Below are 21,675 nucleotides of genomic sequence, written 5' to 3' on the forward strand. Positions count from 1 at the left end.
GCGGGCCGCCCCGCCCTCTTTTTACTGCCGGCCCCGCGCCGGGCCCCCCCCCCCTTCGGGGGGGGCGCCCCCGCGCCCGTGTTCGCGGGGCCGCCTGCCGTACGGTGCGAGTGCGCCTCAGCCGTACGTACGCCCTGGCCGTACGCGCGCCCCCGCGCCTGTCCCCGAGCGGGTCCTGCCCGCAGTACGGGTGCGCCCCGGCCGTACGTACGTCCCGCCCCTGCCCTCCCCGGCCGTCGCTCAGTGTGAGGCCGGTGCGGACCGGCCGGACCGGGGGAGGCCGTGGCGTTCGGCTTCGGACTGCCGCTTCGCGGCCTTTCCGGTGACGGGCTTCTGCGTCGTCGCGGGGGCCGTCGCCGCGGGCTGGACCTGCCGGGGCCGGTGCTGCGCGGGACCCTCTGCGGTGAGCACCGTGAACGCCGTCGCCACCGCGATCACCGCGGTGATCCCGAACGCCGCGCGCGTCGTCCGACGCGTGAGGCGCTCCCCGTCGGCGCGTACGAGCCGGGCGGCCGTCATCGTGACGGGCAGGGCGGCGGCGAGTGCGCCGAAGCGTTCCCGTAGGGCCGCGCGCTGAGCCGCAGGGGCCAGCCCGCGCAGCTCCGGCAGCAGCTCGGCGACGGCGGCGCGGGCGTGCGTGAGCCGGTTCGCGGCGGCGGGCGTCGTGGCCTCCGTCTCGGCGGCGGTCTCGGGGAGGCCGAGCCCGACGCCGTCGTGGAGCAGCAGCGTGCGGCGGTACGAGGCGGGGAGGCTCAGCATCGCGTGCAGGAGCGCGGCGTCCCGCTCCGGTCGCGTCGGAGGTTCGCCGCCGGGCCGCAGTCGGTGCCAGGGGGACAGCGCGTGCTCGTACGCGGCAGCGCGCACCCAGCCGGCCGGGTCCTGGTCCACGGCGACCTCCGGCCACCGCTCCCACGCCAGGTGGAAGGCCCGTTCGACGGCGCGCCGACCCAGCAGGGGCCGCCCGGTGAGCAGGTAGGTCTGCCGGGCGAGCGACGCGGCGTGCCGCTCGTACAGGGCGTCGAAGGCCGCTGCGGGGGTGGTCCGGGTGGTCCGGACAGGAGCCGTCGCACCGGCCGTCGCACCGGCCGCCGCACCGGCCGTAGCACCGGCCGCCGCAACGGTCGTCCCGCTACCGACGCGGTCGTCGCCCTCCGTCTCCCGCGCCCAACTCGGCACGTGGCCGCGCCTCCGCTCGGCGATCTTCGGGGCGAGGGCTGCTGCCGCTGCCGGGTCCGGCGCGGGATCGGCGGACTGTTTCCGCGCCCAGCTGGGCGGCTTGCGGGGCTGCTTGCGGGGTTGGTCGAAGGGGGGCGGGGCGGCCTGCGCGCCGTTCGGGGCGAGGGCTGGTGCGGTGGTCGCGTCCGTTTCCCGGGGCGGCCGGGCCTGGGCGGCGCTGAGCTCCGGGAGCGGAGCGGTCGTCGCGACCGCCTCACGGGAGGGCCCGGCCCGCAAGCCGTCTGGGCTGGGGGCCGAGCCGCCAGAACCGTTCGTCTCGCTCGCCGCCGGGCTCGGCGCGTGCCCGGATGGTTGCCGCCGCTTCCGGTCCTGGGAGCGGCGGATCGTCCCGCTCCGGGGCGGTTCGGCCTGTGTGCCGTTGAGTTTCGGGGCGGGGGTCGCTGCCTCGTCGGCGGACGGAGGCCGTTTCCCGTCGTCCGGAGGCCGTTTCCCGTCCGCCGGGAGGGCCGAGGCGGGGGCGGCGTCCACGGTCGGTGCGGTGAAAGCCTCGATCAGGAGGCGTTGGACCGCGTACGTCGCGGCGGAGCCGTCGGCCGGGACGGCCGGGGGCGGCGCGGCCTGGCCGGTTTCGGACCCGGCAGGGTCCCCGCCGGAGCCGCCGGAGCGCGTACCCCCGGCCGCCCCCTCCAGCGGAAGCCCCGCCTCCAAGCGCCTGAGTATCCGCGCGTACGCCGCGCGCTTGCGGCCGCGCGGGCTGGTGCGGCCCGTTTCCCAGGAACGTACGGTCGCGGGGGTGACGCCGACGGCTGCCGCGAGCTGGTCGCGGGTCACCGAGCGTGCCACGCGCAGCGCGCGGCCCTCGTACGGCGGCGGCAAGGTGGTGGCACCGGATTCCTCGAGCCCCTCGGGACCGGACCGCGTCAACCGCGTCATGCCTCTTGTCGCCTCTCCGCTCATTCATGCCGGGCGTCACCTGACGCAGCAAACACAGCATCAAAAAACACGTAAACATACATTGAGCGACACGGCGACCAAATGCCCGCTACAGGTAGGAATGGCGTGTTCTTGGCAGCATGACTACGTGACGCAATTGACCGAGCGCAGCGAGTCGTACCCGGCCGCCGGACGGGCCGCCGTCACCGCCCGGCCCTCCCCCTCGGCCGGCGAACTCGTCTTCGGCGGCGCGGTCGCGGCCGGCCTCGGGCTCGGGGTGCTCGCCGTGGTCGTCCTCCTGCTGTGGATCTCCTCGCCCTACCCCGGCGGCGGCCCCGGCACCGCCCTCCACGACGCCGCCGACCTGTGGCTCCTGGCGCATGGCGCGGACCTCGTACGGAACAGAACGCTCTCCGGCGACCCCGCCCCCATCGGGCTCACGCCGCTGCTCCTGGCGGCCCTGCCGTGCTGGCTGCTCTACCGGGCCTCCTCCCACCTGCTCGCCGGCCGCGAGACCGCGACCGGCTCCGACGAACCGGCCGCCACACCCCCTGACCTGCCGCGATACGCCGCCGGAGCGCTGCTCGGCGGCTACCTCCTGGTCGGCGTCTGCGCGATCCTGTACTCCTCGTACGGCGACCTGCGCGTCGCGCCGCTCTCGGCGCTGTGCCATCTGCCGCTCGTCGCCGGAGCCGCCGTCGCGGCCGGGGCCTGGCGGGCCTCGTACCGGCCGGACAGCCCGTTGCCCGCCGCCGTCGCCGCCCGCGTGGCGGCCGGAGTCCCGCCGCGCGTACGAGCCGGGCTCGCCCGCCTCCGCCCCGGCCCCGCGCTACGGGCCGGGGCCGCCGCGACCGCCGTGCTGCTCGGCGGCGGCGCGCTGCTCGTCACGGTGTCCCTGATCGGGCACCTGGGCGCTGCGCAGGCGTCTTTCGGCCAGCTCGCGGACGTGGCGTCGGGGCAGTTCGCGGTCCTGCTCGTCAGCCTGGCGCTGCTGCCGAACGCCGCCGTCTGGGGCGCCGCCTACGGGCTCGGGCCCGGCTTCACGGTCGGCGCGGCCAGCGCGGTGAGCACCCAGGGCGCCTCCGGCTACCCCGTACTCCCGCGCTTCCCGCTCCTCGCCGCGCTTCCGGGCGAGGGCGGCGCCGGGGTGATGACGTCGCTCGTGGCGGGCGCCGTGCCGGTGGGCGCGGGGCTGGCGGTGGCGTGGTTCGTGGCGGGGGCTTCGCTGCCGCGCCGACGCCCCGAAGCAGCCGCGGAGAGAGGAACGGGCAGAGGCACGGGCAGAGGCACGGACGAAGGAGCGGGCAGAGGCACGGACAGAGGCACGGGCAGAGGCACGGACGAAGGAGCGGGCAGAGGTGTGGGCAAGGGCGGAGACGAAGAAGCGCCCGGTTCCGGCGCCGCGTCCCCCTGGCCCTGGTGGGACACCGCCCTGACCGCGGTCCTCGCCGCCGTCGCCTGCGGCATCGCGACGGCCGTCCTCACCGGTGCCGCGTCGGGCCCTCTGGGCAACGACGCCCTCGCCGACTTCGGCCCCGCCTGGCCGCTCACCGGCCTCACGGCGACCGCCTGGAGCGCCGCGATCGCACCCCCGCTCGCCCTGGTGCTCCGCTGGTGGCGGCTGCGGGAGGCGGCACGGGCCGCGGCCAAGGCGGCCAAGGCGGCCAGGGCCGCCAAGACAGCCAAGGCCGGCGATGGCGGGAGTACTGAGCGCGCCGCGAGCGCACGACGCGCGTCCGGGACGACCGCAGCGCCCGCAACACCTGCAACGACCGCAGCGCCCTCCACGCCCGCCGGTCGGCGGCGGCGGGCCCGAGCGGAGGGCTGGGCGGCGGTGCAGCGCTCACGCGATGGCCGCGCCCCAGGTCACGGCGCAGGCCACGCCCCAGGCCACGCCCCAGGCCACGCCCCCGCCGAAACGACCCCGAAGGCCCGGCACCGCCGGACCGCTCAGGCCGCCGCGACCACCCCGACCGCCGCTCAGGCCGAGGCCCCCAAACAGTGGTGGCGCAAGCGCCGCCGCCCGCGCCCCGACCGGGAGCACGGCTGCTCGGACCGCTGGAAGCTGACGGTCCGTACAGCCTGGAGCCCGCCTCCCGTGGCGCGGCCCCAGGCGTCCTGGCACGACACCGGCGCCCGCCAGGCCCGCTGGGCGGTCCTCAAGGACTCCGGCGGCGGCCTGATGCCGGACTTCGAGCCGCGCGACTTCACCAAACCCGACGACTCAGATTCCGGCTCCGACTCCGGCTAGGCCGTCGGGCCCGGCCCATACGCGCCCCTCAGTTACACGCGCCTCTCAGTTACGCGCCCCTCAGCACGGGTCCGTACCGCTCTCAGTTCTGCGTGCTCAGCAGCGGACGGAGCTGCTTGGGCAGCAGGTCCTCGCAGGAGTGGCGGGAGGTCTGGGTCAGGGCGTCGTCCACGCATGTGTAGTAGTCGCTGTAGACGGCCTGGAACGCGAAGGTCGCGGCGACGATGGCCAGGGCGACGGCCCCCGCGATCAGGCCGCTGACCGCGGCCGTCGTCTGCGGCTTGCGGGCGGGGTCCTGCTGCCCGGCACCGGCCCCGGTCCCGGCGGCGGGTTGAGGGGCGTCGGGGTCGGAGGTGCGCGGCTTGGGCTTCGCCCGGAGTGAGCTGATCGCCCAGTAGACCGACAGCGCCCCGAGCAACAGCGCGACCTGCGGAATGCTGAAGAGGGCGAAGAAGAACGCCCACATGCCGGCGAGCAGCGAATACCGCGCGCGCCGCTGCGCCGGGTCGGTGGGGTCCCAGCGCAGCCCGCCGGGGCCGCGGCCCGGACCGTCCTGGTCGCCGCCGGGTCCGCCCGGTCCTTCCGGGCCGCCGCTGGGCCGCTGCTGCGGGCTGCCGCCGAAGCCGCCGCCCTGGCGGCCCGGCTGCCGGCTGCTCCACTGGCTGCCCCACGCCGGGGGCTGCTCCTCTCCCTTGGAGCCGTCCTCGGAGCCCTCTCCGGCGCCGTCCCGTGAACCTTCCGCGGAGGAGCCCTCGGCCTCGGTCGAACCGTCCGAGGGGGAGGACTGGCGGCGGGGCTGCCACGGCTGGTCCGCGTGGCCGTCGGGCGGCGGCGCGAAGGGGTTGTCGTCCTGCGGCGAGGACGACGGCGACTTCCGCTCCGACATGCGGGCGTGCCTCATCGCTGCCCTCCGGTGGACGCGGCGGGCAACAGGAGGCGGTGAGCCGCGGTGCGGCGTCGGTCCGGCATGTGGAGTGTGTCTTCCCCTTGTGTCGTCTTCCGGCAGGTCCCCCACCAAGTGTCGTGCCACTTCATGAGTCGTGCCCGGAACCCGGCCATGGATGCGCTGTGTCCAGACGCTACCTCCCGCGTGTGCCCCCGTCCCGTGGGGGCCGTCCGGTGTGCCGGTATCGTTGCTGACGGTCGGCGGCTTCGTAGAGTTCCCCGGTTCCGAGGGCGCCGGTCATTCGTACGACCATACAAACTCGCACCGCCCGCGAGCCCGGGTCTGCCGCCAGAAAGGGTCCCGCCGTGGCCTCCCCACCCCCCGCCCGCATCGTCGCGCTCGTCTCCGGCTCCGGTACGAACCTGCAGGCCCTCCTCGACGCCATCGACGCCGACCCGGACGGCTACGGGGCCCGGATCGTGGCCGTGGGCGCCGACCGGACCGGCATCGCGGGGCTGGAGCGCGCCGAGCGCGCCGGGCTGCCGACCTTCGTGTGCCGGGTCAAGGACCATGCCCGGCGCGAGGAGTGGGACCGCGCGCTGGCCGAGGCGACGGCCGCGTACGAGCCGGACCTGGTGGTCTCCGCCGGGTTCATGAAGATCGTGGGCAAGGAGTTCCTGGCCCGCTTCGGGGGGCGCCTGATCAATACGCACCCCGCCTTGCTGCCCAGTTTTCCGGGCACCCATGGCGTACGCGACGCGCTCGCGTACGGCGCGAAGGTGACCGGTTGCACAGTCCACTTCGTCGACGACGGGGTCGACACCGGCCCGATCATCGCCCAGGGCGTGGTCGAGGTGCGGGACGAGGACGACGAATCCGCCCTGCACGAGCGGATCAAGGAAGTCGAGCGAACGCTGCTCGTCGATGTCGTGGGGCGCCTCGCGCGCGACGGCTATCGCATCGAGGGAAGAAAGGTACTGATCCCGTGACCGCCGAAGGTACGAAGCGGCCCATCCGCCGCGCTCTCATCAGCGTCTACGACAAGACGGGTCTTGAGGAGCTGGCCCAGGGCCTGCACGCGGCGGGCGTCCAGCTCGTCTCCACCGGTTCGACGGCCGGTCGGATCGCCGCCGCGGGCGTGCCGGTGACCAAGGTGGAGGAGCTGACCGGCTTCCCCGAGTGTCTCGACGGGCGCGTGAAGACCCTGCACCCCCGCGTGCACGCCGGCATCCTCGCCGACCAGCGCCTCGACGACCACCGCGCCCAGCTCGCCGAACTGGGCGTGGACCCCTTCGAGCTGGTGGTCGTCAACCTCTACCCGTTCAGCGAGACCGTCGCCTCCGGCGCGTCCCCCGACGAGTGCGTGGAGCAGATCGACATCGGCGGCCCGTCGATGGTCCGCGCCGCCGCCAAGAACCACCCCTCCGTCGCGGTCGTCGTCAGCCCCGACCGTTACGACGACGTCCTCAAGGCCGCCGCGGACGGCGGGTTCGACCTCGCCGAGCGCAAGCGGCTGGCCGCCGAGGCGTTCCGGCACACCGCCGCGTACGACGTGGCCGTCGCGGGCTGGTTCGCCGACGCGTACGCCGGTGACGGCGCGGACTTCCCCGAGTTCATCGGAGTGACGTACGAGCGCAAGAACGTCCTGCGCTACGGCGAGAACCCGCACCAGGGCGCCGCCCTCTACACCGGCGGCAGCGGGGGCCTGGCCGAGGCCGAGCAGCTGCACGGCAAGGAGATGTCGTACAACAACTACACCGACACCGACGCCGCGCGCCGGGCCGCGTACGACCACGACGAGCCGTGCGTCGCGATCATCAAGCACGCCAACCCCTGCGGCATCGCGATCGGTTCGGACGTCGCCGAGGCGCACCGCAAGGCGCACGCGTGCGACTCGCTCTCCGCCTTCGGCGGCGTCATCGCCGTCAACCGGCCGGTCTCGGTGGAGCTGGCCGAGCAGGTCGCGGAGATCTTCACCGAGGTCATCGTCGCGCCTGCCTACGAGGACGGCGCGGTCGAGGTGCTGGCCCGCAAGAAGAACATCCGGGTGCTGCGCTGTGCCGACGCGCCGCAGGCGCCGGCCGAGTTCAAGCCGATCGACGGCGGCGGGCTCGCGCAGGTCAAGGACGTCCTCCAGGCGGAGGGCGACGACCCGGCCAACTGGACATTGGCCGCGGGCGAGGCGCTGTCCGCCGCCGAACTCGCCGAACTCGCCTTCGCGTGGCGCGCCTCGCGCGCCGTGAAGTCCAACGCCATTCTGCTGGCGCAGGGCGGGGCCACGGTGGGCGTCGGGATGGGGCAGGTCAACCGCGTGGACTCCGCGAAGCTGGCGGTGCAGCGGGCGGGGGAGGAGCGGGCGCGCGGCTCGTACGCCGCTTCTGACGCCTTCTTCCCGTTCCCGGATGGGTTGGAGGTGCTGCTTGAGGCCGGTGTGAAGGCTGTGGTGCAGCCGGGGGGGTCGGTGCGGGACGAGTCGGTGATCGCCGCGGCCAAGGCTGCCGGCGTGACGATGTACCTGACCGGTACGCGGCACTTCTTCCACTGACGGTTCCGCGCCCTCAATCGCCGGGCGGGCTGTGTCCTCAAACGCCGGACGGGCTGGAGTGGGCCGGGGTCCGTCCTCAAGCGCCGGACGGGCTGTGTCCTCAATCGCCGGGCGGGCTGGATTGAGCCGGGGCTCGTCCTCAAGCGCCGGACCCGCTTGACCGGGCGACCGACTGAGTCATCACAGGAGGCCGCTGCCCCCATCCACGTGGGCAGCGGCCTCTCTGGTTCGTGCTGGTTCGTGCTGTTGGACGGACGGCCCCAGGCTCCCCCGTTGTGGCCTGGGGGCGTCCGCCTATTCGCCTGCTTCCCCCGTTCAGCAGGTGATGGCTCTACTTTGGCCCCTCGTCCCCACTCCGCATACCTCGGAACTCTCAGGGTGCCGAGAGCCGGAACCTCACACTTCTCAGGGTGACGGACTCGCCTTGGGCGTGTACTCCTTCAAGTAGTGCGCGATCCGGTCCGCGACGGGTCGCTGCTTGGGCGGGACGCCGCCCGCGTTGTTCACCTTCGCGAACGACGAGAGATAGGCGGCGGCGACGAGCACTCGGCGGTCGCCGGGAAGGGTGGACCACAGCTGCGGCGAGATGTAGCAGAGGTAGCGGCCGACCGCGGGGATCGAGACGTCCGGCGGGAACGGCGGGCGCGGGTTGCCCGTCTTGGGGCGCTGGGCGTCCGGCAGGTAGTAGCGCAGGACGCGCGGGGTCCAGCGGGCGATCCCGTACTCGTCCTTCGCGGGGTCGGAGAGGTTCGGGTCGAAGTCGCTCTCGACCTTGAGGAGCGCGGCGATCAGCGCCGGGGTGACGGCGGATTCGGAGCAGTCATGGGCGGAGTCCACGATCAGCTTGCGGTACTCGACCGGAACGCCCTTGTCCGTGCGGAGTTCGCTCGCGCCGTACGAGGCGGGCGTGACGGGTTTGCTGTCGTTACCGTCGGACGGTGGTCCGGTGTCGATCAGGGTGATGCCGTAGCCGACTGCGGCGACGACGGCCGCCGCCGCGACGGCGCTGAGGATCCGGCCGGGCTTGCGGCGCGGCCGCAGCCGCGGCAGGCGCGGCGCCGGCTCCGACCCGGCCGCCGCCTCCACCCGCCGCAGCAGCGCGGTGCCGCTGTGTTCGGCGCGCTCCTCGTGCGTACGGGCGAGGCAGTCGGCGATGATCTCGCGCCAGGCGGCGGGGAGTTCGGGGGACAGGCGCAGCTCCTCGTCGCCGCGCGCGTACCGCAGCAGTGTTTCGCGGCGGGCGGCGCGGCTGGTGCCGGGGAGCGGGAGGGCGCCGGTGAGCAGCAGGTGGGCGACGGTGCCGAAGGCCCAGATGTCGGCGGTGGGGCGGATGAGCTGGCCGCGCTCGCCGACCTCGGACCACAGCAGCTCGGGCGGTGTGTAGTCCGGGGTGGAGAAGGCGGGGGAGTAGGCGTGGGTGCCCTCCATCTCGGCGGCGAGGTTGAAGTCGCCGAGCCGGACGCTGCCGTCGGGCATGAGCAGGACGTTCGCGGGCTTGAGGTCGCCGTGCACCCAGCCCGCGTGGTGGAGCTGGGCGAGCCCCTCGCAGATCTGGGCGAGGAAGGCCGGGGCGCCGGGGACGGGGCCGGGCGCGGACCGCTCGATGAGCTGGTCCAGGGAGCCCTCGGCGCGTTCGAGTACGAGCACGGTGGCGCCGTCGAGCGCCGGGTTGTCCGGGTCGTCGACCGTCACGGCCTCGTACATGCGGATCAGGCGCGGTCGGCTCAGCTTGCGGTGCAGGTTCAGCTCGCGGTGGGCGAGGTCCTTGAGGTGGCGGAGCTGGCGGGGCGTGCGGGTGCCCGTGGGGAGGAATTTGAGCGCCGCGCGCTCGGGCAGGTCCTCGGGGCCGCCCGGTTCGGGCGGCCCGGCGCGCCGGGCCTCGTACACGCTGCCGAACGCGCCCGTGGCGAGCGGTTCGCGCACCTCCCAACGGCCGACCCGGTAGCCGCGGCTCACTTGAACGGTGAAGGGCCGTGGCCCCTCTTCAGTCACTACTGCGGCCCCTTGTCGATGACGTCGAGTTCGTCTTCCCGTACGAGATCGAAGCGTAGCGCGAGAGAGACCAGGGATTCCTTCTTGCCGTTCAACCTCGCGCCGGACAGGGCGACTTCAGGGGGTGGTTTGAGCCGGAGCTTGACCGCGAGGTAGTCGATGTTCCACTGCACGGAGGTGCGGCTGATGGCCGGCCAGATGGGGCGCAGGCGGTCTATGACCTGTTCGACGGTGGGCAGCGGGGCGTGCGGTTCGCCGCGCAGCCGCGGTTCGCAGAGGGCGGCCAGGACCAGGAAGTAGCGCTTGGAGCGGTCGAGCGGGAAGGAGAGCGCGGTCGGCTCCCCGGCGTCGGCCTCGTGGTCGTCGAGATAGTCGTGGCGCGGCGCCCAGACGTCGAAGCCCAGGAGCTCGTCGCCGGCCGGTATCACCAGGCGCGAGAACTCGAACGGTACGGGCGCGTCGACCCGGCCGGGCGCGATCTTGATGTGCTCGCCCGCGCCTTCGGGGTTCTCCACCACGTACGTCTGGTGACGGCTGAGGTTGGTCAGCGTCCAGAATGTCGCGGTGGCGGTGATCTGTCCCGCGGAGCGTGAGACTCCGGGGTGTTCGATGGCGAGGCCCGGCCCCGTACGGCCGAAGCGCAGGCTCTGGCCGGGTTCCAGACGGAACTGCCCGTCCGGACCACGGCAGTCGGCGGGTACCACGATGACGCTGAACACTTGCTGTTCCTCCCCCAGGACCGACCAGAATCGACCGCGTTCAGGCTACGTACGGAATGTAGCGCTCCGCAACGGAGCGGCAACTACCGCGGCAACAGGCGGCGCGGCCGGGGACCTGATTGGAATGCGGGCCGCCCCATCCGCGAGGATGGGCCCATGACCGCCCAGATTCTCGATGGCAAGGCCACCGCAGCCGCGATCAAGTCCGAACTCGCCGTCCGCGTGGAGGCGCTGAAGGCCAAGGGCATCACGCCCGGCCTGGGCACTCTCCTCGTCGGCGACGACCCCGGCAGCAAGTGGTACGTCGCGGGCAAGCACCGCGACTGCGCCCAGGTCGGCATCGGCTCCATCCAGCGCGAGCTGCCCGACACCGCCACGCAGGAGGAGATCGAGGCGGTCGTACGGGAGCTCAACGACAACCCCGAGTGCACGGGGTACATCGTCCAACTGCCGCTCCCCAAGGGCATCGACACCAACCGCGTCCTGGAGCTGATGGACCCGGCCAAGGACGCCGACGGACTGCACCCGGTGAGCCTCGGCCGGCTCGTGCTCAACGAGCGCGGCCCGCTGCCCTGCACCCCGTACGGCATCATCCAGCTGCTCCGCCACCATGGCGTGGAGATCAACGGCGCGCATGTGGTCGTGGTCGGCCGCGGCATCACCGTCGGCCGCTCCATCCCGCTGCTGCTGACGCGCAAGTCCGAGAACGCCACGGTCACGCAGTGTCACACCGGCACCCGCGACCTGGCCGCGCAGCTGCGCCAGGCCGACATCGTCGTGGCCGCGGCGGGCGTGCCGCACATCATCAAGCCGGAGGACGTGAAGCCGGGCGCGGCCGTGCTCGACGTGGGCGTCAGCCGGGACGAGAACGGCAAGATCGTCGGGGATGTGCACCCGGGCGTGGCCGAGGTCGCGGGCTGGCTCTCGCCGAACCCGGGCGGCGTCGGCCCGATGACGCGGGCGCAGCTGCTGGTCAACGTGGTCGAGGCCGCCGAACTCGCTGCTGATGCCGCCGCCGACGCCGACGCCGCCGCGGGCTGAGCGCCGAGTGGGAAGGGCTGTCCCTGTGTCGTCCGCCAGTGCTCGGGCCCGCGCCGGCGTGCTCGTTCTCGTACGACCTGGGGTCGCGTTCGTCGAAACCCGGACCGCGGCGGCGGCCGGCGGAACCGCTTGTGAGAGGACGGCTGGTCATGGGCGCTGAGACCCACTCGGGCGCGGGGAAGGGGCCGGAGGCGGCTGCGGCGAAGGCGGCTGCGGTCTCGGAGGCTGAGGAGGCCGAGGCGGCCGAGGCGGCCCACGAGGCTTCGGGGACTGTGGAGGCTTCGGGGGCTTCGGCGGCTCCCGAGGCTCCCGAGGCTCCCGAGGTTTCAGAGGCTTCGGCGGCTTCCGGGGCTTCGGAGGGGTCAGCGGCTTCAGCGGCTCCCGGGGATTCAGCGGCTTCGGAAGGCGCGGCTTCCGGTGAGTCCTCGCCGGTGAAGACCGAGCCCCGGCAGGGCTCGACGCGCGTCTCGCGCATAACGCAGCGCTTCCCCTCCCTGACGCGGGGCATCGCCCGCCCGGAAGGCGGCGGGCGGGCCGCCGCCGGGAGCGCTCCGGCCCCGGCGCGGCAGTGGCCGTTGCTCTCCGTGCTCGGCGGCACGGGCCTCGGGCTGCTGATCGTCGCGTTCGACGCCTTCCGGGCGGGGACGATCATCATCGGGCTGGCCCTGATCGCGGGCGCGGTGTTGCGCTGGGCGCTGCCGTCCGTCGGCATGCTGGCCGTACGGTCGCGCTTCACGGACATGGTGATCTACGGGGCGCTCGGCGCGGCGATCGTGCTGCTGTCGATGATGGCGCAGCCGCATCCATGGCTGAAGATTCCGTTCCTGGAGGATTTGCTCCACTTCACGGTGAAGTAAGGGCGGCGGGGCGCCTTTGTGTCCCGTATGCCTCGCCCCGCACGTCCCTTCCCTCTCGCGGACCCGGACCGACCAAATATCTTGACGTCGAGATAAATTCAACTATCTTGATGTCGAGATATATCGGTGCGGCATGTCGCCGTCCTCCCCTGCCCGAAAGCGGTTCCGTCCATATGCGGATGGGGAGGCTCCGATTTCGCGAGAGGGATGTTCCACCTCATGGTCAAGATCAAGGCAGTCAACCCCGTCGTCGAGCTCGACGGCGACGAGATGACCCGCGTCATCTGGTCCCTCATCAAGGACAAGCTGATCCTTCCGTACCTCGATGTCGAGCTGAAGTACTTCGACCTGGGCATCGAGCACCGCGACGCCACGAACGACCAGGTCACCGTGGACGCCGCCGACGCGATCAAGAAGTACGGCGTGGGCGTCAAGTGCGCCACGATCACCCCCGACGAGGGGCGCGTCCAGGAGTTCGGCCTCAAGAAGATGTACCGCTCGCCGAACGGCACCATCCGCAACATCCTCGGCGGCGTCGCCTTCCGCGAGCCGATCATGATCTCCAACGTGCCGCGTCTCATCCCCGGCTGGACCGAGCCGATCGTCGTCGGCCGCCACGCCTTCGGCGACCAGTACCGGGCGACCGAGATGAAGGTGCCGGGGCCGGGCACGCTCACCATGACGTTCACCCCGAAGGACGGCGCGGACCCCGTCGAGCTGGAGGTCCACGAGTTCCCGGGCGCCGGGGTGGCGCTGTCCATGTACAACCACGACGAGTCGATCCGCGACTTCGCGCGCGCCTCGTTCCGGTACGGGCTGGCCCGCGCGTACCCGGTGTACCTGGCCACGAAGAACACGGTTCTCAAGACGTACGACGGCCGCTTCAAGGAGCTCTTCCAGGAGGTCTTCGACGCCGAGTTCCGGGCGGACTTCGAGGCCAAGGGGCTGACGTACGAGCATCGCCTCATCGACGACATGGTCGCCTCGGCCCTCAAGTGGTCCGGCGGCTACGTCTGGGCCTGCAAGAACTACGACGGCGACGTCCAGTCCGACATCGTCGCCCAGGGCTTCGGCTCGCTCGGCCTGATGACCTCGGTCCTCATATCGCCCGACGGCCGGACCGTGGAGGCCGAGGCCGCGCACGGCACGGTCACCCGCCACTACCGGCAGCACCAGCGGGGCGAGGCCACCTCGACCAACCCGCTCGCCTCGATCTTCGCCTGGACCCGCGGCCTCGCCCACCGGGGCCGGCTCGACGGCACTCCGGAGGTCACCCGGTTCGCGGAGACGCTGGAACGGGTCTGCGTCGAGACCGTGGAGAGCGGCCGGATGACGAAGGACCTGGCGCGCCTCATCTCGGCCGACGCGCCGTGGCTGACGACGGAGGAATTCCTGGGGGCGGTGGAGGACAACCTCCGTGCTGCGATGGCAATCTGACGCCCCGTCCGGTATGCGCGCATGACGGTGACCCGCCCTCTCCCCCGTGAGAGGACGGATCACCGGGAATGTGCGGCGGATCAGCGGATCGACATGGTCACTTGGGCGTCAACCCCGTTGTGCCACCCGGAACGGGCCCCGTTGACGTTGTGGTTCTTGGGGCACGCCTTGTAGGTGTGACTCCACTTGGCGATCTTCACCTTGCCGTAGACGCACTTGCCGTCGGACTTCTTGTCGTACACCCAGATCTGGGTGCTGGCCTGCTTCTTGCCCTTGTACGTGCGGTGGCACTCGTTGTACGCGACGGCGCCCCGGTCGGAGGGGACGGTGATGCTGTGCTTCTTGCAGGTCTGGGCCACGGAGGCGGTGGCCGAATTCGCCGGAGCCGCGAAGGCTCCCGCCGCCGGTGCGAGCGCCAGGCCGGCGCCCAGGAGTGCGGTGCTCGTGGCGAGACCGATGCGCTTGTGTGCGTTCACAGTCCTCAGTCCTTCCCAGTGGATGGCGGGCGGCGCGGGGTGGACCGCGCCGCCCGTTGGTGCTGCACCACAGGTTGCTGGCGTGCCTGCCGGGTCCGCCAGAAAGATCGGGCAGTCGGGGAGACCCTGGGACGGCCCCCGCTCCGACCTGCTGGGACGCCGGGGATCGTGGGATGTGCTGGGAGGGTGGCCGGTGCGGAACGGGGCGATCCGGGTGAGGTACGAGTCCGTGAAGATGTCAACGAAGTTCGTGAATGACCGGGAACCGGCACCGGGAATCGGCCCATCATGGCTCTCAGGGAGGCCGCGATGCCTCGGGGGACAAACAGGACGCGGATGGGGTGGACATGTCGCGTTGGAAAAAGCTGCCGGAACCGCTCGACCAACGGGTTCGGCAACTCGTCGTACAGATGCGGAGATTGAAGGATCACAGCGGGCTGAGCCTGGAGGCGCTCGCCGCTCGCACCGCGTACAGCAGCTCGTCATGGGAGCGCTATCTCAACGGGAAAAAGCTTCCGCCACGGCAGGCGGTGGTGGAGCTGGCGCAGATAGCGGAGACCGATCCGACGCGATTACTGGTCCTGCACGAACTGGCGGAGGAGGCGTGGGGAAGGCCGGACGCGCCCGCCACCTCCGGCGAGGCCCCGGACGCGGCGCCTGCCCCGGAATCCGTGCTGGACCCGGACGCGGTCGCGGACCCGGACGCGGTCGCGGTCGGCCCTCCGCCCCGCCGCCGACGCCGGGCCGGGGCGCTGATCGCCGCCGGGATCGCCCTCGTGGCCGTACTCGCCGTGGTGCTCGTCGTCACCGAACCCTGGTCGGACGGGAGCAGTTCGCACGCGAGCGGCGCCGCCGCCACGACCGCGCCCGCAGCCACGGACGACGCGCCGCACTACGACTGCAAGGTGAAGCGCGAGGACGGCAGGCTGTACGCGGGCAACAGCCGGACCAGCGTCGCCATCATCCAACTGGGCATGGTCGGACCGGAGGTCGCCGAGGCGCAGTGCCTGCTGAAGCACTCGGGTTACGAATTCGGGGCTGTCGACGGCAGGTTCGGCAATATGACCGAACGGGCCGTCAAGCGCGCCCAGAAGAAGGGCGGCGTCGTGGCCGACGGCAAGGTCGGCCCTGACACCTGGCCGGTGCTGCGCCGATGACCGGGCCGGAGCGGGGGCCGGGGACGACATCGGGGCCGGGGACGACACCGGGATCGGGGACGACACCGGGATCGGGGACGACACCGGGATCGGGGACGACATCGGGATCGGGGACGACACCGGGATCGGGGACGACACCGGGATCTGGATCGGGGGCGGGGTCCGGGCCTGGTTTACCGGGTGCGGACGCACGTACAGGAATCGGCTCCGGCGTACGTACGGACGCCGGCGGGGCTACGGGCGGGGCCACCGCCCCTGCCCCACCCGCCCCCGAGTGCGCGCGGCTCGCGGAGTCGCTGCGGCGGCTCAAGTCGCGTACGGGCCTGAGCCTGGCCGGGCTCGCGGCGAAGACGGCATACAGCCGTTCTTCGTGGGAGCGCTACCTCAACGGCAAGAAGCTTCCGCCCCGGCAGGCCGTGGAGGCGCTGTGCCGGCTGGCGGGCGAGCCCCTGGGGCGGACGGTCGCGCTGTGGGAACTGGCGGAGCTGGAGTGGAGCGGCCGGGCCGCGCGTGCGGAGCCGGTGAGCCGGGCCGTGCGCCCGGCCCCCGCCCCGCAGTCCACGGCCCCGCAGTCCACGGCCTCGGAGTCCACGGCCCCGGCGACCGAGTCGCCCGCCGCGCGCCGCCGACGCCGGACGGTGCGCCTGCTCCTGGGGGCGGCTGCCTGCGGCGTGCTCGGCTTTACGGCCGTCGCCGCGTGGCCGACGGCGCAGAAGGAGGGGGCGAGCGGGGCGAGCGGCAAGGCGTCGCCCGTGAGCACGCTCCCGTACTCGGACGCCTTTCCCGATCCGACGGCGGCGGCGAGGTGCCATGGTGCGGAGTGCACCGGCCGGAGTCCGGAAACGATGGCGTGCCTGGACCCCAGCACGATCGGTTCCTGGCGGGCCGAGAACGGCCAGCGCGTGGAGATCCGCTACAGCGCGGTGTGCCGCGCGGGGTGGGCCAAGATCTCGAAGTCGCACGTCGGGGACGGGATCTCGATCTCCTTGGCGGGCCGGTCCGTGGGGCACGGAAGTCTCGCGGAGGGCCGGTCGAAGGGGGGCGCTCAGAGTGCCCTGGTACGTGACGAGTTGGACTCATTGGATTATCTGTCCACTCCCATGGTCGCCACCGATGCGCCTTCCGATCTGCGGCTCTGCCTGGAACCCGCCGGGGGTGGCCCGAAGGAGTGTTTCGGCCGGTGAGGGCGGTTTCGCGGTACTCGGGAGGTGGGGGAGCGCGCGAGGGGGCGCGTGCGCACCACGGATGCACCCATGCGCCGTCAACTCGGGAACTGACAAGCTGACTTGAGGCATCCCCATGGGTAGCCGGTACTGGCTGTAGCGGGGGTGGTGTGGTGCTGCGCCGGGTGTCCAGTGCTTGGTAACCATGAGGGACGACCGCAGTCCGTTCGGGGGGACAGGGGGAGGCAATGCCTCGTTGGAAAGCGCTTCCGGAGGAACTCGATCCGCAATTAAGGGAGTTCGCGAACCAGTTGCGCAGGCTGGTCGAGCGGAGCGGGCTGAGCCTGTCCGCCCTCGCGGACCGTACGGGCTACAGCAAGACGTCCTGGGAGCGCTATCTGAACGGGCGGCTGCTGCCGCCCCGCGGAGCGGCCGAGGCGCTGGCCGAGGCGACCGGGACCAGCGCCGTTCACCTGGGGACGATGTGGGAGCTGGCGGAGCGGGCCTGGTCCCGTTCGGAGATGCGGCACGACGTGACGATGGAGGCGATGCGGGTCGCCCAGGCCCGTGCCGCGCTGGGGGAGTTCGGCCCGCCGCCGCCTAAATCGGCCAAGAACGGGGGGAGCGGGAAGCGGCAGGAGTCGCCGCCGCCCCCGCGTCCGCAACCACCCGCGCCGCCCTCCGGCCCAGCGGGCCGCTCCGACCCCACGGCAGGCTCTGGCCCTACCGGCCCCACCAGTCCATCCGGCCCCACCGGCCAATCCGGACCTACTGGCTACTCCGGTCACTCGGGGTACACGCCTCGCTCGGGCACCCCCCGCCCCGGCTACTCGGACGACGCGAGCAGCCCGCCGGGCCCGCGATCCGGCCCCCCGCCCGGTTCCCCATCCGGCCCGCCCTCAGGCCCGTCATCGGGGCTCGGCCGCTCAAGCGGACCGCCGCCGGACGGCCCCCGCGGCAGCGGCCCGCCCCCGGCCTCCGCTTCCACCCCTGCATCCGCAACCCCCGCAGCCGCCACCGACGCGCAGCGACGCCGCCGTCGCGTCTCGATGTTCCTCGCCGGGCTGGTCGGCACGCTGCTCGTCATAGCCGCCGCCGTGCTCCTGGTCGGTGTGGGCGGGGACAGCGGCGACGGTACGAAATCAGCCGAATCCGCCGGTTCGCCGAGCGCGACCAGCAAGCCGAAACTGCCTGCCGGGGTGAAGTGCGTCGGCCAGGACTGCACGGGGAAGGACCCGGAGGCCATGGGGTGCGGCGGCGCGTCCGCCACCTCGCCCGCCGCCGCGACGATCGGCTCCGCCTACGTGGAGGTCCGCTACAGCAAGGTGTGCGGGGCGTACTGGGCCCGCATCACGCAGGCGGCGCCGGGGGACGCGGTGCAGGTCGCGGCGGCCGGTACCGCGGGGGCGGCCCGTACCGAGAACGGCAAGGTCGACCGCGACGCCGATGCCTACACGCCCATGGTCGCCGCGAGCGCGCCGCTCAGGATCACGGCGTGCGCGACGCTCGCGACGGGGGAGAAGGGGTGCACTCCGGCCACTGCGGCACCGCCCTCACCTGCGGGTTCCCCGGTTGGGTAAAGACTGGGGAAAGTCGTGGCATGCCCGTAGCGAGGGCGGGCAAGTGACATTCAACCCCCCACGGGTGTGGCGCACACCGGGCGGGTACCCGCGCTCCCCCTCCTAGAGCGGGTACCCGCCCGGTGCTGCGTCAGGAGCCTTTCCGATATCGCCCGAGCCGGGCGGGTGGCAGTGCGGGTGAGCAGCCGGTGAGCAGTCACACACAGGGGCGGCGTCCCGCGCGGGGCGGGGTCCGATAGCCTGACGCAAGGTCTCTTGACAACGAGAGATCTCGGATAAAAAAGGGCAGGGACGCCCACCGCCGCCTTGGGGGTCTGGGGGCCCGCCCCCGGCAAACACTGCGCAGGAGATCGCCATGACCCGCACTCCCGTCAACGTCACCGTCACCGGCGCGGCCGGCCAGATCGGCTACGCACTGCTGTTCCGCATCGCCTCGGGCCACCTGCTCGGCGCGGACGTGCCGGTCAAGCTGCGCCTGCTGGAGATCCCGCAGGGACTCAAGGCCGCCGAGGGCACCGCCATGGAGCTCGACGACTGTGCCTTCCCGCTGCTTCAGGGCATCGACATCTCCGACGACCCGAACGTCGCGTTCGACGGTGCGAACGTCGCCCTGCTCGTAGGCGCCCGCCCCCGCACCAAGGGCATGGAGCGCGGCGACCTGCTGGAGGCGAACGGCGGCATCTTCAAGCCGCAGGGCGCGGCCATCAACGCGCACGCCGCCGACGACATCAAGGTCCTCGTCGTCGGCAACCCGGCCAACACCAACGCCCGCATCGCCCAGGCCGCCGCGCCGGACGTGCCGATCGAGCGCTTCACCGCCATGACGCGCCTCGACCACAACCGCGCCGTCACGCAACTCGCGAAGAAGACCGGCGTCACGGTCGCCGACGTGAAGAAGCTGACGATCTGGGGCAACCACTCCGCCACGCAGTACCCGGACATCTTCCACGCCGAGGTCGCGGGCAAGAACGCCGCCGAGGCCGTCAACGACGAGGCGTGGCTGGCCGACACGTTCATCCCGACCGTGGCCAAGCGCGGCGCGGCGATCATCGAGGCGCGCGGCGCGTCCTCGGCCGCCTCCGCCGCCAACGCCGCCATCGACCACGTCCACACCTGGGTCAACGGCACCGCCGCCGGCGACTGGACCTCGATGGGCATCCCGTCCGACGGCTCGTACGGCGTGCCGGAGGGCATCATCTCCTCCTTCCCCGTCACCACGAAGGACGGCAAGTACGAGATCGTCCAGGGCCTGGAGATCAACGACTTCTCGCGTCAGCGCATCGACGCCTCGGTCGCCGAACTGGTCGAGGAGCGCGAGGCCGTGAAGGGTCTCGGCCTCATCTGATCAGCGCGTGCGCGTGAGCCGCTGAATGGGCTCCGTCCGGCAGGTCTTCCTGCGGGGCGGAGCCCATTCGCATGCGCTCGCCTACACCCGCCAGCCGCCCCCGCGGCAGTAACGGCAACGACCGGACGAGGACGAACGGAAGGCCCGCTCACAGCCGTTGCGGTTCTGGACGCCCTCGGAATGGCGGCTTGCCGCGGCGGGCGGCGGGGTACCGTCGGGCGACGGGGGGTGGAAGGACCGGGGGGAGCCTTTCACGCGAGGAAACTGGCGGCGAGGGAGCGTCAGTTGACGTCCACGTCCTCGAAGAGGTCCAGCATTCGCGTCAGTACTCTTACGCACGCGGCGATATCCGCGTCCGTGAGGTCCCCTCCGACCTGGCGTAGCAATTCGTGTTCGCGCTCCGTCACGGCGGTGATGGCGGCCTCGCCCTTTTCCGTCAGTTCGATGAGGGAGGAGCGGCGGTGCGCGGGGTTGGGGGTGGGTTCGACCAGGTGCTGGGCGGTGGCGTCGTTGACCATGCGCTGGACGAACTGGCGGCTCAGCGCCTGGGCGCGGCCCATCTGGGGGACGGTCATGGGGCCGTGCTCGCGCAGCAGGTCCAGGACGGCGCGTACGCCCACGGACAGGCCCTCGGCCGGCGCGGTCTGCTCCACCTTTCGCTGTACGCGGCGGTAGAGGGGGCCCACCAGGGCGAATACCTCCATGAGGCGGGGGCCCAGGGCGTCGGGGGCCAGCGGGGTGTCGATGTCGTTCACGTCTCCAGGATGACATCCGGAATGACACCTTGGTTGCCAACCCGACCCGAAAGTGACACCTTGGTTGTCATGACTCAGGCTTCTGACGTGAACTACTTCGAGTCCGGGGACGGCCGCCTCGCCTACCGCGACATCGGTTCCGGCACGCCGGTGGTGCTGCTGCACGGAGGGTTCCTCGACCACCGCATGTGGGACGAGCAGGTCGCGGTCCTCTCACCCGTATGCCGGGTGATCGTGCCGGACGTACGCGGCCACGGGCTGTCCGCCAACGCGAGCCGCCCCTACCGGCAGACCGACGACCTCGCCGACCTGCTGCGCGACCTGGGCACCGGGCCCGCCGTCCTCGTCGGCCTCTCGATGGGCGGCGGCATCGCCGTCGACACCGCGCTCGAACACCCCGAGCTGGTGCGCGCGCTGGTCGTCAGCGGCGTCGGGACCAGCGAGGCCGAGTTCCAGGACCCCTGGGTCACCGGAATCCAGGCCGAGCTGGCCCGCGCGACGGCCGAGAGCGACGCCCGCGGCTTCGTGGACGCGTTCGTCCGGTACACCACCGGGCCGCACCGCACCCTCGACGACGTCGACGGCGAAGTCCTGCGGCGGATAAGGGAGATGGGGGAGCGTACGGTCGCCAAGCACGTCGGCACGGTGCCCGTGCTGCCCACGCCCGTGACCGACACCTGGGCGCGCGCCGCGAAGATCGCGGTTCCGGTGCTGGCCATCAACGGCGGCCTCGACTCCGACGACTGCGTCGGCATGGCCGAACGCCTCGTCGCCTCCGTCCCCGACGGCCGTACGACCACCGTCGAAGGCACCGGCCACTACCCGAACATGGAGCGGCCCGACCTCTTCAACGAGTTCCTCTGGGACTTCCTCTGCAACCTCTTCACCGAGCGCGGGTGACAGCGCGGGGGACGGGGTTCCGCCCCCGCGCGGGCTCCCTCACAGCCAGCGTTCCGCCGCCTCCACGCTCGTACCGCCGCTGGTGTTGAAGGCGATGGCGGCCTGCGGGGCGTGCTCCCGGACCAGGTTCACGATCTTCTCGAAGAACGTCAGCAACTGCTCCGGCTTGCGGATGCCGCCCCCGATCACCACGACGTCCCACTCGCGCGCGGCCAGCGCCTCGGCGGCCGTCGATTCGGCCGACTCGTCCAGCTCCAGCAGCGTCATGGACGCGTCGACGCCGCGTTCTCCGAAGCGGACCAATTCGTTGTCCAGGACTGTGTGGAAGGCCGCCGCGTCGACGCCGGGGACCACCTGGGGATCGAAACCAAGCACAAGAACTGAAGGCATTTGGTCAGATTACTCAGATTGCTTCGCCCGCCGGGCCCTCCCTCCGCCCATCCGGCCGCCCGTCTCCTCGCT

General features: G+C 72.4%; 17 protein-coding genes and 2 pseudogenes. 11 read left to right on the forward strand and 8 right to left on the reverse strand.

What is annotated here, in order from left to right; translation table 11 throughout:
* Positions 1-399 precede the first annotated feature (399 nt).
* A pseudogene (locus AB0I49_RS34415) lies at positions 400-1,038 on the reverse strand (hypothetical protein); the annotation flags it as partial.
* 849 nt (positions 1,039-1,887) lie between these two features.
* Positions 1,888-2,133 (reverse strand): annotated as a pseudogene (locus AB0I49_RS34420) (helix-turn-helix transcriptional regulator); the annotation flags it as partial.
* Between the two features lie 124 nt (positions 2,134-2,257).
* Here AB0I49_RS34420 and AB0I49_RS34425 point away from each other — a divergent pair.
* Positions 2,258-4,360, forward strand: coding sequence for a DUF6350 family protein (locus AB0I49_RS34425; RefSeq protein ID WP_363231134.1), 2,103 nt, complete (start codon positions 2,258-2,260; stop codon positions 4,358-4,360).
* Positions 4,361-4,442: 82 nt separating this feature from the next.
* Here the strand turns inward: AB0I49_RS34425 and AB0I49_RS34430 are convergent, their stop codons facing one another.
* A complete protein-coding gene (locus tag AB0I49_RS34430) occupies positions 4,443-5,246 on the reverse strand; it encodes a hypothetical protein (RefSeq protein WP_363231135.1) in 804 nt (267 codons plus the stop codon).
* Between the two features lie 365 nt (positions 5,247-5,611).
* On the opposite strand from AB0I49_RS34430, the gene purN reads away from it, so the two are divergent.
* Both purN and purH read left to right on the forward strand, forming a co-directional pair.
* Positions 5,612-6,235: a phosphoribosylglycinamide formyltransferase gene (purN, locus tag AB0I49_RS34435; RefSeq protein ID WP_363231136.1), complete on the forward strand. Its 624-nt coding sequence runs from the start codon at positions 5,612-5,614 to the stop codon at positions 6,233-6,235.
* The gene (gene purH / locus AB0I49_RS34440; RefSeq protein ID WP_363231137.1) at positions 6,232-7,791 is read left to right on the forward strand and encodes a bifunctional phosphoribosylaminoimidazolecarboxamide formyltransferase/IMP cyclohydrolase; all 1,560 of its coding nucleotides are present in this window, start codon (positions 6,232-6,234) and stop codon (positions 7,789-7,791) included. Before purN ends, purH begins: the two co-directional genes overlap by 4 nt.
* 405 nt (positions 7,792-8,196) lie before the next feature.
* Here the strand turns inward: purH and AB0I49_RS34445 are convergent, their stop codons facing one another.
* Complete coding sequence (locus AB0I49_RS34445) at positions 8,197-9,783, reverse strand: protein kinase (RefSeq protein WP_363231138.1); 1,587 nt, start codon at positions 9,781-9,783, stop codon at positions 8,197-8,199.
* Positions 9,783-10,502, reverse strand: a complete 720-nt coding sequence (locus AB0I49_RS34450; RefSeq protein ID WP_363231139.1) for an FHA domain-containing protein — start codon at positions 10,500-10,502, stop codon at positions 9,783-9,785. The genes AB0I49_RS34445 and AB0I49_RS34450 overlap by 1 nt, the downstream gene beginning before the upstream one ends.
* Positions 10,503-10,658: 156 nt before the next feature.
* On the opposite strand from AB0I49_RS34450, the gene AB0I49_RS34455 reads away from it, so the two are divergent.
* The 3 genes from AB0I49_RS34455 to AB0I49_RS34465 all read left to right on the forward strand — a co-directional run bounded on the left by AB0I49_RS34455 (position 10,659) and on the right by AB0I49_RS34465 (position 13,837).
* On the forward strand, positions 10,659-11,543 hold the full coding sequence (locus AB0I49_RS34455) for a bifunctional methylenetetrahydrofolate dehydrogenase/methenyltetrahydrofolate cyclohydrolase (RefSeq protein WP_363231140.1): 885 nt from the start codon (positions 10,659-10,661) through the stop codon (positions 11,541-11,543).
* Between the two features lie 272 nt (positions 11,544-11,815).
* Positions 11,816-12,400: a DUF3017 domain-containing protein gene (locus AB0I49_RS34460; RefSeq protein WP_363231196.1), complete on the forward strand. Its 585-nt coding sequence runs from the start codon at positions 11,816-11,818 to the stop codon at positions 12,398-12,400.
* Positions 12,401-12,619: 219 nt separating this feature from the next.
* Positions 12,620-13,837, forward strand: coding sequence for an NADP-dependent isocitrate dehydrogenase (locus AB0I49_RS34465; RefSeq protein ID WP_363231141.1), 1,218 nt, complete (start codon positions 12,620-12,622; stop codon positions 13,835-13,837).
* Positions 13,838-13,917: 80 nt separating this feature from the next.
* Here AB0I49_RS34465 and AB0I49_RS34470 read toward each other — a convergent pair whose 3' ends face one another.
* Positions 13,918-14,313: a hypothetical protein gene (locus tag AB0I49_RS34470; RefSeq protein ID WP_363231142.1), complete on the reverse strand. Its 396-nt coding sequence runs from the start codon at positions 14,311-14,313 to the stop codon at positions 13,918-13,920.
* 347 nt (positions 14,314-14,660) lie between these two features.
* Here AB0I49_RS34470 and AB0I49_RS34475 point away from each other — a divergent pair, with 347 nt between their 5' ends.
* The 4 genes from AB0I49_RS34475 to AB0I49_RS34490 all read left to right on the forward strand — a co-directional run bounded on the left by AB0I49_RS34475 (position 14,661) and on the right by AB0I49_RS34490 (position 19,558).
* Entirely contained in the window at positions 14,661-15,470 is an 810-nt protein-coding gene (locus AB0I49_RS34475; RefSeq protein ID WP_363231143.1) for a peptidoglycan-binding protein, read from the forward strand.
* Positions 15,467-16,654, forward strand: a complete 1,188-nt coding sequence (locus AB0I49_RS34480) for a helix-turn-helix domain-containing protein (RefSeq protein ID WP_363231144.1) — start codon at positions 15,467-15,469, stop codon at positions 16,652-16,654. Before AB0I49_RS34475 ends, AB0I49_RS34480 begins: the two co-directional genes overlap by 4 nt.
* Positions 16,655-16,881: 227 nt before the next feature.
* Positions 16,882-18,213 carry a DUF2690 domain-containing protein gene (locus AB0I49_RS34485; protein ID WP_363231145.1) on the forward strand — a complete coding sequence of 444 codons (1,332 nt, stop codon included), beginning with the start codon at positions 16,882-16,884 and terminating at the stop codon, positions 18,211-18,213.
* Between the two features lie 355 nt (positions 18,214-18,568).
* Positions 18,569-19,558, forward strand: coding sequence for a malate dehydrogenase (locus AB0I49_RS34490; protein WP_363231146.1), 990 nt, complete (start codon positions 18,569-18,571; stop codon positions 19,556-19,558).
* 281 nt (positions 19,559-19,839) lie between these two features.
* Here the strand turns inward: AB0I49_RS34490 and AB0I49_RS34495 are convergent, their stop codons facing one another.
* The gene (locus AB0I49_RS34495) at positions 19,840-20,313 is read right to left on the reverse strand and encodes a MarR family winged helix-turn-helix transcriptional regulator (protein WP_363231147.1); all 474 of its coding nucleotides are present in this window, start codon (positions 20,311-20,313) and stop codon (positions 19,840-19,842) included.
* 69 nt (positions 20,314-20,382) lie between these two features.
* Between AB0I49_RS34495 and AB0I49_RS34500 the strand changes: the two genes are divergently transcribed.
* The gene (locus tag AB0I49_RS34500) at positions 20,383-21,213 is read left to right on the forward strand and encodes an alpha/beta hydrolase (protein WP_363231148.1); all 831 of its coding nucleotides are present in this window, start codon (positions 20,383-20,385) and stop codon (positions 21,211-21,213) included.
* A 39-nt stretch (positions 21,214-21,252) separates the two neighbouring features.
* On the opposite strand, the gene AB0I49_RS34505 is transcribed toward AB0I49_RS34500, so the two are convergent.
* Positions 21,253-21,603 carry a hypothetical protein gene (locus tag AB0I49_RS34505; protein WP_363231149.1) on the reverse strand — a complete coding sequence of 117 codons (351 nt, stop codon included), beginning with the start codon at positions 21,601-21,603 and terminating at the stop codon, positions 21,253-21,255.
* Between the last annotated feature and the right edge of the window lie 72 nt (positions 21,604-21,675).

Source organism: Streptomyces sp. NPDC050617, assembly GCF_040654795.1.
Lineage (GTDB): Bacteria > Actinomycetota > Actinomycetes > Streptomycetales > Streptomycetaceae > Streptomyces.